Source organism: Massilia sp. Root133 (assembly GCF_001426525.1).
In the GTDB taxonomy this organism is placed as follows: Bacteria; Pseudomonadota; Gammaproteobacteria; order Burkholderiales; family Burkholderiaceae_D; genus Telluria; species Telluria orientalis.
On the sequence record NZ_LMEW01000023.1, the window covers coordinates 195,459 to 212,681 of the forward strand.

At 68.7% G+C, this 17,223-nt stretch carries 13 protein-coding genes; 11 read left to right on the plus strand and 2 right to left on the minus strand.

Going from position 1 to position 17,223, the window contains the following annotated elements; translation table 11 throughout:
- Positions 1–10: 10 nt before the first annotated feature.
- Positions 11–1,531 carry a class I adenylate-forming enzyme family protein gene (locus tag ASD28_RS16840; RefSeq protein WP_056130308.1) on the minus strand — a complete coding sequence of 507 codons (1,521 nt, stop codon included), beginning with the start codon at positions 1,529–1,531 and terminating at the stop codon, positions 11–13.
- A 63-nt stretch (positions 1,532–1,594) separates the two neighbouring features.
- Between ASD28_RS16840 and ASD28_RS16845 the strand changes: the two genes are divergently transcribed.
- The 6 genes from ASD28_RS16845 to ASD28_RS16870 are packed head-to-tail and all read left to right on the plus strand — an operon-like array spanning position 1,595 to position 9,258.
- Positions 1,595–3,322, plus strand: coding sequence for an NADH-ubiquinone oxidoreductase-F iron-sulfur binding region domain-containing protein (locus ASD28_RS16845; RefSeq protein WP_082579150.1), 1,728 nt, complete (start codon positions 1,595–1,597; stop codon positions 3,320–3,322).
- Positions 3,319–6,105 (plus strand): formate dehydrogenase subunit alpha, encoded by a 2,787-nt coding sequence (fdhF, locus tag ASD28_RS16850; protein WP_056130310.1) that lies wholly within the window; start codon positions 3,319–3,321, stop codon positions 6,103–6,105. Before ASD28_RS16845 ends, fdhF begins: the two co-directional genes overlap by 4 nt.
- Complete coding sequence (locus tag ASD28_RS16855; protein WP_056130311.1) at positions 6,102–6,971, plus strand: formate dehydrogenase accessory sulfurtransferase FdhD; 870 nt, start codon at positions 6,102–6,104, stop codon at positions 6,969–6,971. Before fdhF ends, ASD28_RS16855 begins: the two co-directional genes overlap by 4 nt.
- A complete protein-coding gene (locus ASD28_RS16860; RefSeq protein WP_056130312.1) occupies positions 6,968–7,678 on the plus strand; it encodes an ABC transporter permease in 711 nt (236 codons plus the stop codon). The genes ASD28_RS16855 and ASD28_RS16860 overlap by 4 nt, the downstream gene beginning before the upstream one ends.
- Positions 7,675–8,418: an energy-coupling factor ABC transporter ATP-binding protein gene (locus ASD28_RS16865; RefSeq protein WP_082577129.1), complete on the plus strand. Its 744-nt coding sequence runs from the start codon at positions 7,675–7,677 to the stop codon at positions 8,416–8,418. Before ASD28_RS16860 ends, ASD28_RS16865 begins: the two co-directional genes overlap by 4 nt.
- An 18-nt stretch (positions 8,419–8,436) precedes the next feature.
- The gene (locus ASD28_RS16870) at positions 8,437–9,258 is read left to right on the plus strand and encodes an extracellular solute-binding protein (protein ID WP_056130315.1); all 822 of its coding nucleotides are present in this window, start codon (positions 8,437–8,439) and stop codon (positions 9,256–9,258) included.
- Between the two features lie 2 nt (positions 9,259–9,260).
- Here ASD28_RS16870 and ASD28_RS16875 read toward each other — a convergent pair whose 3' ends face one another.
- Positions 9,261–9,836 (minus strand): hypothetical protein, encoded by a 576-nt coding sequence (locus tag ASD28_RS16875; protein ID WP_056130319.1) that lies wholly within the window; start codon positions 9,834–9,836, stop codon positions 9,261–9,263.
- A gap of 172 nt (positions 9,837–10,008) precedes the next feature.
- On the opposite strand from ASD28_RS16875, the gene ASD28_RS16880 reads away from it, so the two are divergent.
- From ASD28_RS16880 to ASD28_RS16900, 5 genes are read left to right on the plus strand one after another with little or no spacing between them, the layout of a single operon-like run.
- Positions 10,009–12,801, plus strand: coding sequence for a TonB-dependent receptor (locus ASD28_RS16880; RefSeq protein WP_082577130.1), 2,793 nt, complete (start codon positions 10,009–10,011; stop codon positions 12,799–12,801).
- Positions 12,802–12,812: 11 nt separating this feature from the next.
- Entirely contained in the window at positions 12,813–13,733 is a 921-nt protein-coding gene (locus tag ASD28_RS16885) for a DMT family transporter (protein WP_056130325.1), read from the plus strand.
- Positions 13,734–13,758: 25 nt separating this feature from the next.
- Positions 13,759–15,072: a D-tagatose-bisphosphate aldolase, class II, non-catalytic subunit gene (locus ASD28_RS16890; RefSeq protein ID WP_056130328.1), complete on the plus strand. Its 1,314-nt coding sequence runs from the start codon at positions 13,759–13,761 to the stop codon at positions 15,070–15,072.
- Complete coding sequence (locus ASD28_RS16895) at positions 15,066–16,253, plus strand: SIS domain-containing protein (RefSeq protein WP_082577131.1); 1,188 nt, start codon at positions 15,066–15,068, stop codon at positions 16,251–16,253. The genes ASD28_RS16890 and ASD28_RS16895 overlap by 7 nt, the downstream gene beginning before the upstream one ends.
- Positions 16,237–17,202, plus strand: a complete 966-nt coding sequence (locus tag ASD28_RS16900; protein WP_056130331.1) for an N-acetylglucosamine kinase — start codon at positions 16,237–16,239, stop codon at positions 17,200–17,202. The genes ASD28_RS16895 and ASD28_RS16900 overlap by 17 nt, the downstream gene beginning before the upstream one ends.
- The last annotated feature ends 21 nt before the right edge of the window (positions 17,203–17,223 follow it).

The window sequence follows — 17,223 nt, forward strand, 5'->3', positions numbered from 1 at the left end:
GGGGGCGACGTTACAGGCTGGCGGCTTGTTCCTTCAGTACATGCTTGAGCACCTTGCCGTTCGCCGCCGCCGGCAGGGCTTCCATCATGACGATGCGCGCCGGCCGTTTGTAGGGCGCTAGCCGCCCGGCGGCCCACGCACGCAGCTCGGCTTCCGACGGCATGCGGCGCGGATCCGGCTGCACGAACGCGACGATCTCTTCGTTGCCGTCGGCGACCGGGCGGCCGACGACGGCCGACTGCGTCACCCCCGGGTGCGCGTTCAGCACGGTCTCCACTTCCAGCGGATAGACGTTGAAGCCGGACCGGATGATCAATTCCTTCGTGCGGCCGACGATGAACAGCGCGCCGTCCGGGTCCTGGCGCGCCATGTCGCCCGTGTTCAGCCAGCCGCCGGGACGCAGCGCCGCGGCGGTCGCTTCCGGATTGCGGTAATAGCCGCGCATCAGGTTCGGCCCGCGCACCCACAATTCTCCCGCCGTGCCGTCGACGATATCCGCGCCTGCCTTGTCCACGACGCGCACCTCGACGCCGGGAATCGGCAGGCCGACGGAGGTGTCGGATCGCGGCGCGTCCAGCCGGGTCTGGCTGACCGTGGGCGCCGCCTCGGACAGGCCATAGCCATTGTGCAGCGGCACGCCCAGCAGGCGCCCGACGGCCGCCTTCAGTGCGGGATCGAGAGGCGAACCGCCGGCGTAGGCGAAGCGCAGGCGCGTGGCGAGCGGACCGCTGTCGCCGACGTGCTCCAGCAGCCGCGCATACATCGCGGGCACGCCTTGCACGATGGAGAGCCCGTCGTCGCGGATGGCCGCCAGCATCGCCTCGGGCGTGAAGCGGGGCGTCAGGTGCAGGCAGGCGCCCGCGCTGAGCGTGCCCAGCATCACCGACGTCAGGCCGTACACGTGCGAGATCGGCAGCACGCCCCACGTCCTGTCGGCCGGCGTCAGGCCGCGCAGCCGGCTCGACACGGCGGCCACGAACAGCAGGCTGCGGTGGCTCAGCATCACGCCCTTCGGCGCGCCCGTCGTGCCCGTCGTGTAGAGCAGGGCGGCGACATCTGCATCCTGTTCGGGCGTACAGTCGTCGTTCAGGGGCCCCATCATCAAGCCGTCGTCGAACGACGCGGCCGCGCGAGCCGCATGCGCCTCCGCTTCGGGCGACACGGCCGCCGTGTACACCGCGAGGCGCGCGCTCGCGTGGTCCCGGATCGCGTCCAGCTCGGGCGCGGTCAGGCGCGGGTTGACGTTGACGATCCACGCGCCCACGGCCGCCGCGGCGAAGATGAGTGCGATCTGGTCCGCGCAGTTTTCGCTGGCCAGCAGCACGCGGTCGCCGGGACGCACGCCGCGCGCGCGCAACTGGTCCGCGCGGCGGTCGACGAGAGTGGCCAGGTCGCGATACGTGAGCGTGCGGCCGGCGTCGACGAGGGCCGGGGCGTTTGGCGTGCGCGCGGCCGCGGTGCGCAGGATAGAGTCGATGCGGGAGTCGATGCGCGCGGGGAGCGAGGCCAGCAGGGAGTGAATGTCGATCATGGCGGCACCCGTGGAGTTTCCAACGGTATATTATTTCAGAAATTCATCCGCACAGGAGGAGGCATGGCAGAACCCATGGTACCCGCGGCCGGCAGGACGGTGATCCCGATCGCGGCCCAGGGCCCGAGCCGCCAGCGCAAGCGCGAGGCGCCGAAGGGCCGCCGTGTGGACCCGCAGGCGCTCGCCGAGGTGCAGGCGGCGCTGGGGGATGGGCCTCGGCGGCGCGACCTGCTCATTGAGCATCTGCACAAGATCCAGGACCGCTACGGTAGCTTGTCCGCCGCGCACCTGGCCGCGCTGGCGCAGGAGCTCAACCTGGCGCAATCCGAGGTCTACGAGGTGGCCACGTTCTACCACCACTTCGACGTGCTGCGCGACGGCGAGGCTGCGCCGCCCGCGCTCAGCGTGCGCGTGTGCGCCGGCCTGTCGTGCGAACTGGCCGGCGCGCGCGGCCTGCTGGACCGTTTGCCGGCGATTCTCGGCACCGAGGTGCGCGTGCTGGCCGCGCCGTGCATCGGCCGCTGCGACAAGGCGCCCGCGGCCCTCGTCGGCCAGCGGCCCGTCACCCAGGCGAGCGCCGAGTCGGTACTGGCCGCCGTCAGCGCGCGCGCGACCACCGACGTGCACACGGGCCACCTCGACTACGACGCCTGCCGCGAAGCCGACGGCTACCGGCTGCTGCGTGCGTGCACGGAAGGGCGGTTCGACCCGGAGAGCGTGATCGTGACCCTGATGGCGTCCGGCCTGCGCGGCCTGGGCGGTGCAGGCTTCCCGGCCGGGCGCAAGTGGCGCATCGTCAGGAACGAGCCGGGCCCGCGCCTCATGGCCGTCAACATCGACGAAGGCGAGCCGGGCACCTTCAAGGACCGGCATTACCTGGAACGCGACCCGCACCGCTTCCTGGAAGGCGCGCTCGTCGCCGCGTGGGCCGTCGGCATCGAGACGATCTACCTGTACCTGCGCGACGAATACCACGGCCTGCGCGCCATGCTGGAAACGGAACTCGACCGGCTGCGCGCCGATCCTCCGGTGCCCGGCCTGCCGGACATCGTCCTGCGGCGCGGCGCGGGCGCGTACATCTGCGGCGAGGAATCCGCGATGATCGAATCGATCGAGGGCAAGCGCGGGATGCCGCGCCTGCGCCCGCCGTACGTCGCGCAAGTGGGCCTGTTCGGGCGGCCCACGCTGGAACACAACATGGAAACGCTGTACTGGGTGCGCGATATCGTCGAGCGCGGCGCGGAATGGTTCACGAACCGGGGCCGCCACGGTCGGAAGGGGCTGCGCTCGTTTTCCGTGTCGGGCCGCGTGCGCGAGCCGGGCGTGACGCTGGCACCGGCCGGCATCACGATGCAGGAACTCCTGGACGAATACTGCGGCGGCATGCAGGACGGGCACACGTTCTATGCGTACCTGCCGGGCGGCGCCTCGGGCGGCATCCTGCCGGCCTCGATGGCCAATATTCCGCTCGACTTCGACACCTTGCAGCGCCATGGCTGCTTCATCGGTTCGGCCGCCATCGTCGTGCTGTCCGACCGCGACACGGCCCGCGCCGCCGCGCTGAACACCTTGCGCTTCTTCCGCGACGAATCGTGCGGCCAGTGCACGCCGTGCCGCGCCGGCACCGCGAAGGCCGTCGCGCTGATGGAGCGGGCGACGTGGGACACCGCGCTGCTGGCCGAGCTGTCGCAGGTGATGCGCGACGCGTCCATCTGCGGCCTGGGCCAGGCGGCGCCGAATCCGTTCGACTGCGTCATCAAGTATTTCCCGCACGAGCTGGAGGCGTCATGACTGTGTTTTTCGAGCTCGACGGCCGGACCGTCGAGGCGCAACCGTTCGAGACGATCTTCGAGACCGCGGCCCGCGCCGGCATCGCCCTGCCGCACCTGTGCCACAAGGACGGGCTGGAGCCGGCCGGTAACTGCCGCGCGTGCGTCGTGGAAGTCGACGGCGAGCGCACGCTGGCGCCGTCGTGCTGCCGCCATCCGGCGCCCGGCATGAAGGTGCGCACGGACAGCGACCGCGCCGTCGCCGCACGCAGGATGGTGCTGGAGCTGCTGCTGTCCGACCTGTCGGACACTCCCCGCACGCGCGAGAACGAGGTCGCGCAGTGGGCAGATAAACTCGGCGTGGGCACGCCGCGCTTTCCCGCCACGCGCGCGGTGCCGCCGGCGGACGCGAGCCATGCCGCGATCGAAGTGAACCTCGACGCCTGCATCCAGTGCACGCGCTGCGTGCGCGCGTGCCGCGACGAGCAGGTCAACGACGTGATCGGCCTTGCCGGCCGCGGAGAAAATGCGCACATCGTGTTCGACCAGGGCGACCCGATGGGCGCGTCCACGTGCGTCGCGTGCGGCGAATGCGTGCAGGCCTGTCCGACGGGGGCGCTGGCGCCGGCGCGCGGCGCGGCACTCGCCGTGCCCGACAAGCAGGTCGATTCCGTGTGCCCGTACTGCGGCGTGGGCTGCCAGCTGACGTACCACGTGAAGGACAACCGCATCGTGCGCGTGGAGGGCCGCGACGGTCCCGCCAACCACGGCCGCCTGTGCGTGAAGGGGCGCTACGGCTACGACTACGCGCACCATCCGCAGCGTCTCACCATGCCGCTGATCCGTCGTGAAGGCATGCCGAAGAACGGTGAATTCACGATGGACCCGGCGCGCGTGCTGGACGTGTTCCGCGCAGCGACGTGGGACGAAGCGCTGGAGGCGGCCGGCGGCGGCCTCGCGCGCATCCGCGCCGCGCACGGCGGGCGCGCGCTGGCCGGCTTCGGTTCGGCCAAGGGCAGCAACGAGGAAGCATACCTGTTCCAGAAGCTCGTGCGCACGGGCTTCGGCAGCAACAACGTCGACCACTGCACGCGGCTGTGCCACGCGTCGTCCGTCGCCGCGCTGCTGGAAGGGATCGGCTCGGGCGCCGTGTCGAACCCGGTGATGGACGTGACGCGCGCGGAGGTCGTGCTGGTCATCGGCGCCAACCCGACCGTCAACCATCCTGTTGCCGCCACGTGGATGAAGAACGCCGCGCGCACGGGAGTAAAACTGATCGTCGCGGACCCGCGCCGCTCCGACCTCGCGCGCCATGCGCACCGCTTCCTGCAGTTCAAGCCCGACACGGACGTCGCGCTGCTCAACGCCATGATGCACACGATCGTGGAAGAGGGCCTCGTCGACCCGGCGTTCATCGCCGACCGCACGAGCGGCTACGACGCGCTGGCCGCGAACGTGGCGCACTACAGCCCGGAAGCGATGGCGCCCATCTGCGGCATCGCCGCGGAGACGATCCGCTACGTGGCGCGGCTGTATGCGACATCGAAGGGATCGATGATCCTGTGGGGCATGGGCGTGTCGCAGCACGTGCATGGCACGGACAATGCGCGCTGCCTGATCGCGCTCGCGCTGATGACGGGCCAGATCGGCCGTCCCGGCACGGGCCTGCATCCGCTGCGTGGCCAGAACAACGTGCAGGGCGCGTCGGATGCGGGGCTCATCCCGATGATGTATCCGGATTACCGCCGTGTCGACGATGTGCAGGCACAGGCGACATTCGAGGCCGCGTGGGGCAGGCAGCTCGACGGCAAGCCTGGCCTGACGGTCGTCGAGATCATGGACGATATCCTGGCCGGTGGGATCAAAGGCATGTACATCATGGGCGAGAACCCCGCCATGTCCGACCCGGATGCGAACCATGCGCGCGAGGCGCTGGCGGCGCTGGACCACCTCGTCGTGCAAGACATCTTCCTCACGGAGACGGCATACCTGGCCGACGTGATCCTGCCCGCATCAAGCTTCGCGGAAAAGACCGGCAGCTTCACGAACACGGACCGCGTCGTGCAGCTGGGCCGCCAGGCGCTGGAACCGCCGGGAGATGCGCGCCAGGACCTGTGGATCATCCAGCAGATGGCGCACCGCCTTGGCCTGGACTGGGATTACGCCGGACCGGCCGCCGTGTTCGACGAAATGCGCAACCTCATGCCCAGCATCGCCGGTATCACGTGGGACCGGCTGGAACACGACGGTGCCGTCACGTACCCGTGCCGCGTGCCGGGCGATCCGGGCGAACCAGTCGTGTTCACGCGCGCGTTTCCGCGCGAAGGCGGCCGCGCGCGCTTCGTCCCGGCCGACATCATCCCGGCCGACGAGCGCCCCGACACCGACTACCCCGTCGTGCTGATCACGGGCCGCCAGCTCGAGCACTGGCACACGGGCAGCATGACGCGCCGCGCGGGCGTGCTGGACGCGCTGGAGCCGGACCCGGTCGCGCTCGTGCATCCGCTCGACCTGGAAGCGCTCGGGGGCCGGCCGGGCGACGTGATCACGATCGCGTCGCGCCGCGGCGAGGTCACGCTGTATGCCCGGGCCGACGACGGCACGCCGCGCGGCGCCGTGTTCGTCCCGTTCTGTTATTACGAGGCCGCGATCAACCGGCTGACGAATGCGGCGCTCGACCCGTTCGGCAAGATCCCGGAATTCAAGTACTGCGCCGTGCGCGTGCGGCTGGGCGGCGAGGTCGCGCACCCCGGTTCCTACGGTGGCGGCCAGATTTTGGGGGACGTGGCAGAATTGCAAGCATGACATCATCTTCTTATCGTCCCCAGCTATCGCAGGCCAGCGCCGGCCTCACGCATCCCGTGACGGCCATCGACGAACGCGGGCGCCGCGAGACGCTCTACATTCCGGCCGAGCGCCCGCTGACGGTCTATGTCGACAAGCGCGAGCTCGTCACGCTGATGACCCTGGGCGCGGCGCCGGAAGCGCTGACGCTGGGCTACCTGCGCAACCAGCGCCTCGTGCGGTCGCTGGACGACATCGTGTCCGTGCAGGTCGACTGGTCCGTCGATGCCGTGGCCGTCGTCACACGCGGCGGCATCCAGGACGTCGAGGCGCGCACGGCCAAGAAGGTCGTCACGACCGGTTGCGGCCAGGGTTCCGTGTTCGGCGGCCTGATGGACGAAGTCGACCGCATCGTGCTGCCGCCCGACGCGCGCCTGCGCCAGTCCGTCGTGCACCGCATCGTCGAGACGGTGCGCACCCAGCAATCCGTGTACAAGCAGGCCGGCTCCGTGCACGGCTGCGCGCTGTTCACGAGCGACGGCGACCTGCTGTGGTTCATCGAGGACGTGGGCCGCCACAATGCCGTCGACGCCATCGCGGGGCTGATGTGGCTGGAGGGGATGGAGGGCGCCGACAAGGTGTTCTACACGACCGGGCGGCTGACGTCCGAAATGGTCATCAAGGGCGCGCAGATGGGCATCCCGTTCCTGCTGTCGCGTTCCGGCACGACACAGATGGGCCATGCGGTGGCGGAGCAGGTCGGCATGTCGCTGCTCGCGCGCTGCAGCGGCCATCACTTCCTGCTGCTGTCCGGCGAGGAGCGCCTCGTGTTCGAGCCGGAATGGCTCGCCGCGCTGGAGACGGCGCGCACGTTGCGAACGGCATGAATGCGATTGCCGACGCCGTCGCGCGCGCGTTCACGCTGCTGTTCACAGGGGATCCCGACCTGTGGCGCATCGTCTGGGTGTCGCTCAAGACGAGCATCGTCGGCCTGCTGCTGGCCACGCCGCCCGCGATCCTGATCGGTTACGTCGTCGCCATGCGCAAGTTCCGCGGGCGGCGCATCGTCATCTGGCTGGCGCAGGCGGCGCTGTCGCTGCCGACCGTCCTGATCGGCCTCCTGCTGTATTTGCTGCTGTCGCGCCACGGGCCGCTGGGCGGCCTGCAATGGCTCTTTTCGCAGCCCGGCATCGTGTTCGGCCAGTGCGTCGTCGCGCTGCCCGTGCTGCTCGCCTTTACGCTGGCGGCCGTGCAGGGGCTCGATCCGCGCTATGCCGAGACCGCGATCGCGCTGGGCGCGGCGCCGATGCAGGTGATGGTGCGCGTGCTGTACGAGGCGCGCTTCGGCGTGATGGCGGCCGTGCTGTCCGGCTTCGGCCGCGTGATCTCGGAAGTGGGCTGCGCACTGATGGTGGGCGGGAACATCGAAGGCGAGACCCGCACGATCACGACCGCGATCGCGCTGGAGACGAGCAAGGGCGAGTTCGCACAGGGCATCGCGCTCGGCATCGTGCTCGTGTCGATTGCGTTGCTGATGAACGGCGCGCTGATGCTGCTGCAGGGCGACGCCCACACGGCCCGGGAGCGCGCATGAGCATCGGCATCCATTCGCAGATTTCGGCGGCCGTGTACGAGAACGAGGGCGAATCACAGCGCGTGAAGCGGCGCGACGAGCGCCGCAAGGCCCTGCTGGGCGTGCGCGGCCTGCGCAAGCGCCATGGCGACCGGCTGCTGTTCGACATCGACCGGCTCGAGATCGCCACGCACAGTGCCTACGTGCTGACGGGGATGAACGGCGCCGGCAAAAGCACCCTGCTGCGCGTGCTGGGCGGCCTGGAGCGGGCCGAGATCGACAGCCTGCGCTTCGCCGGCGAGGACGTCCTGCGCGTGCACCCGTATCCGCGCGCGCTGCGCCGGGCGATCGTCTACGTGCACCAGCACCCGATCCTGTTCTCGACGAGCGTCGCCGACAACATCGGCTACGGCCTCGTCGTGCGCGGCGAAAAGCCCGAGACCGTGCGTCCCGTCGTGGCAGAGGCGATGGCGTGGGCCGGCGTGGCGCACCTGCGCGACACGGACCCGACCCGGCTGTCGGGCGGCGAAAAACAACGCGTGGCGCTCGCGCGTGCAAAAGTGCTGGAGCCGCGCCTGCTGCTGCTGGACGAGCCGACGGCGAACCTGGACGGCGCCGCGCGCGAACAGGTGATCGCCCTGATTCCGACCATGATCGAAGCGGGGAGCAGCGTCATCATCGCCTGCCACGACCGCGACCTGATCAACCTGCCCGGCGTGCAGCGGTTGAAGCTGCGCGACGGGCATCTCGAACACCGCTGATACCAACAAGGAGAAATCATGCAACGCCGTTCCATCCTCGCGCTCATCGCCGGCCTTGTTTGTGCCGTTCCGTTCGTGCATGCGCAATCGGACACGCAGTCCGGTAAGCCTCTGCGCCTGTCCACGACCACGAGCACCGAGAACTCGGGCCTGCTGGGCTACCTGCTGCCCGCGTTCGAAGCGAAGACGGGCATCAAGGTCAACGTGATCTCCGTCGGCACCGGCAAGGCGCTGGAGTTGGGCAAGAACGGCGACGTCGACGTGACGCTCGTGCACGCGCGCGCGCTGGAGGACAAATTCGTGGCCGAGGGCTGGGGGATCGACCGCCACGACGTCATGTACAACGACTTCATCGTCGCGGGACCGGTCGCCGACCCGGCGGGCGTGAAGGGCAGCCGCGACGTCATCGCGGCCTTCAGGAAGATCGCGGCGGCCAACGTGAAATTCATCTCGCGCGGCGACAATTCCGGCACGGACGTGATGGAGAAGGGCTACTGGCAGCAGGCGGGCCCGAAGCCCGCCGGGAGCAACTACGTCAACGCCGGCCTGGGCATGGGCGAGGTGCTGAACATGGCGGCGGAGATGGGCGCATACACGCTGACGGACCGCGCGACGTATGGCGCCTACAAAGCGAAGACGGGGCTGGCCATCCTCGTCGAGGGCGACAAGCGGATGTTCAATCCGTACGGGATCATTGCCGTCAATCCGGCGAAGCACAAGGGGATCAACTACAAGGGCGCGAAGGCGCTGATCGAGTGGATCACGTCGCCGGAAGGGCAGGCGAAGATTGCCTCGTTCAAGCCGGCGGGCGAGCAGTTGTTTTTCCCGTCGGCGAAATAAACCTATCCCTTGCGGCGGGTATCGACGGCGATCCAGTTGGTCTCCCAACGTCTCCCGCCATCCGCCGAATACGCCTGCTCGAAGCGCCACTGGCCGGCGCCCATCGGCACGATCAGGAACCGCACCAGCACCGCGCGCCCGTCCACGGTGTCCTTGCCGTAAAAGGTGCCTTGGCCATTCTTGAAAGATCCCTGCATCGGGTCGGTCATCAACCCGTTGGCCAGGTTTGCGAAATGCAGGGTCCATTGCCCGGTCGCGGGCTGGTACAGGCGCAGCGACACGCCCGCGATCCGTCCGCTAATGCCGCGCACATCCAGCTCGACGAGGTTGGCCTGCCCGCCCATCACCGCCTTGACGACCGACGTGCCCGTGTACTCGACCCAGTCGGCTTTGCCGCTGAGCGGCTCGCGCAAGCGTTTCAGTTGCGTATCCCAGGTGCCGATCTCCCAGTCGAAATCGTGTTGGCCGTCATGCGCCGCGGCGGACGTCTTCGTGGCGGGATTGTCCGGCCCCGCCGCGCTTGACTGCGAGAACGCGAGGACTGCAGAGATCAGGAGCGCAATGGATGATGGTTTCATGGTCGGTCCCCGTTCCAGATCATACGGGATGCAGCTGCCCGCAGCACCATTCAGCCTTCTGCAATCTAAAAACAACGAAATAAAAAAGGTTTCGAAAGCTTTCGAAAGTTCCTTGTGTTTTCAATTGCCTTTTATTACTATCCTATAACAATACATAAGAGGAGAAGTAGGCATGCTAAGGAGACACGAAACAAGAGCCCGCCGCACCCTGATCGCCGCCGCGGTGGAAATGGCCCTGTGCACCACTGCGTTCGCGCAGGCCCAGCCCGATGTCGCGCCGCCGGCCACCGTATCCACGACGCCGGAACCGCAGGGCGCAGTGGTCGTGGTGACGGGTGCGCGCGCCGCGCTGGCAAAGTCGCTCGATTTGAAACGCAATGCGGACGTCATCCAGGATTCGATCTCGGCCACGGAACTGGGCCGTTTTCCTGACGATAACGTGGCCGACTCGCTGACCCATATCTCCGGCATCTCGGTATCGCGCACCCGCGGCGGGGAGGGGCAGTACATCAATGTGCGCGGCCTGGGCTCCGGCTACAACATCGTCACGCTGAACAAGCGCATCCTGGCGACCGACGGCGATGGACGCGACTTCGCTTTCGACGTGCTGCCGTCGGAAGTGATCAGCGGCGCCGACGTCATGAAGTCGGCCGAAGCGGCGCAAATGGAGGGCAGCATCGGCGGTTCGGTGAATCTGCGCTCGGCGCGCCCGCTCGATATCCCGGGCTTTCGCTCTTCCGTGCGGTTCGAAGGCGAGCATAACGACCTGTCGCGCAACAACGGCGGCAAGCTGTCGGGCGTCGTCAGCAACACGTTCAACAACAACACCATGGGCGTGCTCGTCGGCGCCGTTTTTTCCAAGCGTAAGGTGCGCACGGACTCGCTCGGCTACCAGACCTACAACGCCGACTCGCCGGGAAGCGTCGACGTCAACGGTGACGGCGCCATCGGCCCCGGCGAGAGCAACCTGCTGGCGCCATGCTGCATCTCGTTCGGCTCGGTATTCGAGGAGAAAAAGCGCTCGGCGCTGTCCGGTGCCTTCGAATGGAAGGTCACGCCGCAGTTCAAGATGATCGTCGATGGCTTGGCGACCCGCCTCGACTCGCCGCAGGTCGGCTACCAGCAGTCCTATTACGTCGAGCATGCGCCCGGCCGCTGGTCCGACATCGTCGTCAAGGACCGCCTGGTGACCGGCATGACGGTGCACGACCTGGTCCCGGAGATGTCTAACGTGACCACCGACCGCGTGGTCGACACCATGCAATTCGGCTGGCGCGGCGAATGGAAGCCGACCAGCCGGTTGAAGCTGAACGGCGACATCTACCGTTCGACGTCGAAGCGCGACTCGGGCGGCAAGGACACCTTCGTGGTTGCCGGCATCGCCGGACACAATACCGGCTATTACCGGGCCAACAATGGCGCCTTTCCCGACATCCGCGTGACGCTCGAGGATGGCCGGGACCTGGCGACCGAACTCGCCGCAGGCCGCCTGGGCAACAAGGACTACGGCATTCATTTCACCGGCCTCACCGGTAACGACATCAAGGACACCATCGACGGCGCCTCCCTCGACGGCCGGCTGGCGATGGACGGCACCTGGCACATCGACGGCATCCAGTTCGGCGCCAGCGGCACGTCGCGCAAGAAGGATCGCAATTCGATCGGCAACGAGAAGAGCGGCGGGGCCTGCCAGTACTGCGACATGTACTCGACCACTTTCGCTTCGCTCGGCGCCGACGTGGTGCGCCCGATGACGCTGCCGAACTACATGCGCAATGCGGGCGGCAGCTTTCCCGGCAGCTTCATCGCTTTCGACGTACCGGCCTATTTTCGTGCGCTGCAGAGCCTGAACGGCAAGCCCGTGCTCGACGCCGAAGGCAACCCGACCGGCGACACCTTCGACGTGGCGCGTTCCCAGCCGGTGTTCGTGCCCACCGATTCCTACTCGGTGCGTGAGAAGACCGCGACGTTGTACGGCCAGCTCGAACTGTCCGGCGACAACTGGAACGGCAACGTGGGCATGCGCGTGGTGCGTACCAGGACCACGTCGAAGAGTGCGATCGACCAGATCGTCGCGATCGACGACCCGACGCCGAACATCCCGACCAGCAGCCCGACCGTCACCTACAGCCCGGCCGTGCCGGTGTCGGAAGACGGCAGCTATACCAAGCTGCTGCCGTCCGCCAACCTGAGCTGGTGGGCGCGCGAGGACTTCGTCGTGCGGGCCGCGGTGGCCAAGGTGATGGCCAGGCCCTCGCTCGACAAGCTGGCGCCGACGCGCACCGACAACACGCTGGACCGCACCTACCTGCTGAGCATCGTCGGCGATCCCAAGCTCAAGCCGACCGAGGCGGTGCAGCAGGACATTTCGGTCGAATGGTATTACCGCCCGAAATCGGCGATCACCGCCGCGGTCTTCGCCAAGCAGATCAAGAATTTCGTGACCTACCAGACCGACGAGCACGTCGATATCGGCGTGCCCGGCTACCTCTATACGGTGACGCACCCGGTCAACGGCGACAAGGCACGCGTGCGCGGCATCGAGATCGGCATCCAGCACCTGTTCGACAACGGCTTCGGCATCAACGCCAAATTTGCCAAGACCCTGACCCGGGCGTACCAGAACGGCGCCTACGTCGGCCAGCTCGAAGGCGTGGCGCCGACCGCGTCCTCGCTCGGCTTCCTGTACGAGCGGAACGGCATCAACGCATCGATCTCCTTCGATTACACCGGCGAATACACGCAGAGCACCAACGTGATCGCCGGCTTCCCGAACAAGGTCGATGCGCTGACCTGGGTGACGGCGTCGGCATCGTGGGACGTGACGCGCAACGTCACTGTCTTCGTCGAAGGCAAGAACCTGGGCGACGCGGAGATGCGCTCCAACCTGGGGCGGCCCGATGCGCTGTACGGCTTCGAGACCTGGGGCCGCACGTACGTGGCCGGCATGAGTGTGAAGTTCTGATGGAGCGCGCGATGGAACCGACGACGACGATGGAAGCGAAGGCAGGCGTACGCCCGGCCGGCTGGCTCGGCTACGCACTGGCCACCACGCTGCTGTGGGGCGTGTGGGGCGCCTTCGCCGGGCTGCCCAGCCAGCACGGCTTTCCGGAAACGCTGATCTACGTGGTGTGGGCGCTGACCATGGTGCCGCCGGCCCTGGTCGTGCTGGCGCGCGCCGGGTGGCGGATACGCCGCGATGCCCGCGCGGTCGCCTATGGGCTGTCGATCGGCCTGCTCGGCGCCGGTGGACAGATGGTCCTGTTCTACGCGGTCAAGGCCGGGCCGACCTACCTGATCTTTCCCCTCATCTCGCTGTCGCCGGTGATCACGATCGTGCTGTCCTTCCTGTTCCTGCGCGAACGCACCGGGGGCCTCGGGACGGCCGGCATCCTGCTGGCGCTCTGCGCGCTGCCGCTGTTCGACTATGCGCCGGGCGGCGCGCCCCAGTCCTACGGCCTGTGGTTCGTGCTGGCGCTGGGCGTGCTGGTCGCATGGGGTTTGCAGGCTTACCTGATCAAGCTGGCCAACGCCAGCATGGACCCCGAGAGCATCTTCTTCTACATGACGGCCAGCGCGCTGCTGGTCATACCGGTCGCGCTGGCCATGACGGATTTTTCCCAGCCGATCAACTACGGCCCGTCCGGGCCATTGCTCGCCGCGGCGACCCAGGTACTGAACGCCATCGGCGCCCTGACCCTGGTGCATGCCTTCCGCCAGGGCAAGGCGCTGGTGGTGTCGCCCCTGGTGAACGCCGGCGCACCGCTGCTGACGACCGTCATCGCGATCGCCCTGGCGGGGACGCTGCCGGGGGGCGCCAAGCTGGCGGGCATCGTGCTCTCGCTGGTGGCGGCCATGCTGCTTGCGCTGCAGCCCGACGACAACGCATCCGCGTGAAGCGGACGACTATACGGAACCTGACATGGAATATTTGTTGAACCTGGTCCAGCGCCACAAGGCGGGCACGGCGCTGGGCATGCATTCGGTGTGCTCTGCCCATCCCCTCGTCATCGAAGCCGCGATGGAGGCTTCCGCGCAGCGCGGCCTGCCGGTCCTGATCGAGGCGACCTCGAATCAGGTGAACCAGCATGGCGGCTACACCGGCATGACGCCGGCGGCCTTCCGCGATTTCGCGCACGCCATTGCCGACCGTGCCGGCATGCCGCGCGAACGCGTGCTGCTCGGCGGCGATCATCTTGGGCCGAACGCCTGGCAGGACCGGCCCGCCGATGCCGCCATGGCCAGGGCAGAGGTGCTGATCGACCAGTACGTGGCGGCGGGATTTCGCAAGATTCACCTGGATTGCTCGATGTCCTGCGCCGGCGACCCGGTGCCGCTGCCCGACGACGTGGTGGCGCAGCGCGCGGCGCGCCTGTGCGCCGTCGCCGAGCGTGCCTGGCGCGCCGCCGGCGGTCCGGCGCCGGTCTATATCGTCGGCACCGAGGTGCCGGTGCCGGGCGGTGCCCACGAAGACCTGGACGAGCTGAGCGTGACCACGCCGGGCGCCGCGCAAGCCACCATCGACGTGCACCGCGCCGCGTTTGCCCGCGCCGGGCTGGAGGGCGCGTGGCCGCGCGTGATCGGTCTCGTGGTGCAGCCGGGCGTCGAATTCGACCACCACAAGGTGATCGACTACCAGCCCGGCAAGGCCGCGGCCTTGAGTGCCTTCATCGAAGGCGTGCCGGGCATGGTCTACGAGGCGCATTCGACCGACTACCAGACGCCGGCCGGGCTGGCCGCCCTGGTGCGCGACCACTACGCGATCCTGAAGGTCGGTCCCGGGCTGACCTTTGCGCTGCGCGAGGCCTTGTGGGCACTGGCTGGGATCGAGGACGAGATGTCGGGCGCGAAGGAAGGCTCGGCATTCAAGGACACGGTGCTGGAAGTCATGCGCGCGGAACCGGGCTACTGGGCCAGGTACTACGGCGGACCGGACGCCGACGCGGCGCGCGTGCGCTTCGACCAGCAGTACAGCCTGAGCGACCGGATCCGCTATTACTGGCCGCATCCGGCCATCCAGGCGGCGCAGGCACGGCTGCTGGCCAGGCTGGAGCGCGAAGCGCCGCCGCTGACGCTGCTGAGCCAGTACCTGCCGTTCCAGTACGAGGCGGTACGCGAGGGCCGCGTGCGCAACCGGCCGGCCGATTTGCTCAAGGATGGCGTGGCCAGGGTGCTGCGCCAGTATATGGACGCCTGCACGGCGGTCCCCGCAACGAAGGAGTTGGAAACATGCTAGTAGTAAACAGGGAAATTTTTGGAATCGGCGAAGACCGCCTGGAGCAGGCAGGCGCATGCCTGACCGCGCGCGAGATCGCACAGCAGCCGGAGGTGTGGCGCGAGATCGATGCGCTGGTGGCGCAGCGGCGCGGCGCCCTGGACGCTTTCCTCGGTCCGTTGCTGGCGCGGCAGGACCTGCGCATCGTGCTGGCCGGCGCGGGTACCTCGGCCTTCATCGGCGAGTGCCTGGTCCCGTCCATGCTGCGCCAGGGACTGCGCGCCGAAGCCGTGCCGACCACCGATATCGTCTCGGGACCGCAGCGCTTCCTGCAGCCCGCGGTGCCCACGCTGCTCGTGTCGTTCGCCCGTTCGGGGAGCAGCCCCGAGAGCGTGGCAGCGGTGGCGCTGGCCGACGAGCTCCTGCCCGACGTGCACCACCTTGTCATCACCTGCAATCCCGACGGCGAGTTGTACCGGATGGCACAAGGCCGCGCCGGCGCCCTGGCTCTCCTGCTGCCGGATGCCACCCACGACCGTGGCTTCGCCATGACCACGAGTTTCACGTCGATGCTGCTCGCGGCCGCGCTGGCCTTCGGCGTGCTGGCGCCGGACGTGGTGGCGGCAACGTCCGCGGCAGCCGCGCAGGTGCGGGACAGCGCCTTGCCGCTGCTCGAAGCGCTGGTGGCGCGGCGCTTCGGGCGCGTCGTCTACCTCGGCAGCAACGAGCTGCGCGGGCTGGCCCGCGAGGCCGCGCTCAAGCTGCTCGAGCTGAGCGATGGCCGCATCGTCGCCCTGCATGACTCGCCCCTGGGTTTCCGTCATGGCCCCAAGACCGTGGTCGATGCCGACACCCTGGTCGTGGTGCTGTTGTCGAACGATGCGCATGCACGCCGGTATGACCTCGACCTGCTGCGTGAACTGCGCAGGGACGGTCATGCCGGCCGCGTGCTGGCCCTGAGCGGCCGGCCCGAGCCCGAGCTGGGCGACGACTGCCTTGCGCTGGACGGCGCCGGCGCACTCGCCGAACCGGCGCTGGCCTTGCCCTTCGTCGTGTTTTGCCAGGCCCATGCGCTGCTGCAGTCGCTGGCGCTCGGCCTGCGTCCGGATACGCCGAGCATGTCGGGCACCGTCAACCGCGTGGTGCGCGGCGTGACCATTTATCCGTTCACCCAGGGAGCGAGCGATGTTTCTCGGCGTTGATGGCGGCGGTACCAAGACGGCGTTCGCCCTCATCGACGAGCAGGGACGGGTCCTGGCCCGCCACGAAGAGGGCAGCGCCTACTACCTGGAGGTCGGTATGGATGGCACCGCCGCCATGCTCGAACGCGGCTGCCGGGCGGTGTTGCACGCGGCCGGCGCCGGGACCGGCGACGTCGCCTTCGGCTTCTTCGGGCTGCCGGCCTATGGCGAAGACCGCGCCGTCCAGCCTGTGCTCGACGCACTGCCGCGCGCGATCCTCGGATCGCAGCGCTACTTGTGCGGCAACGACATGGTGTGCAGCTGGGCCGGTTCGCTGGCCTGCCGCGACGGCATCAGCGTCATTGGCGGCACCGGTTCGATGGCGTATGGCGAATTTGCCGGCGCCAGGGCGCGGGCCGGCGGCTGGGGCGAGTTGTTCAGCGACGAAGGCTCGGCCTACTGGATCGCGCGGGCCGGCCTGGCGCTGTTCTCGCGCATGAGCGACGGCCGAGCCGTGCGCGGCCCGCTGCACGGGCTGCTGCGCGCACGCCTCGGGCTGCAGGAGGACCTGGACCTGTGCGGCGTCATCTATGGCGAAATGAACGCCGAACGCAGTCGCGTGGCCGCCCTGGCACCCGTGGTCAGCGCGGCGGCGGCAGCGGGCGACGCGCAAGCGCAGGCGATCCTCGACGCCGCCGCCGGCGAGCTCGCGGGCATGGTCGACGCCGTCCGTGCCGCCCTTGGGGTGGCGGCCGGCGTGGAAGTCGCGGTGTCGCATAGCGGCGGGCTGTTCTCCGCCGGGGGGCCGCTGCGCGAGCCGTTCGCGCGCGCGCTGGCCGCGCGCGCCTTGCCCTACCGGCTGACGCGGCCGCGGCTGCCACCCGTGCTCGGCGCCGCGCTGTATGCCGCGCGCAGCGCCGGCCGGCCACTCGCCGCCGTCGCCGTGGAACGGCTTGCCGGCGCGATCTGAGCGCCCCGCCGCCGCATTCAT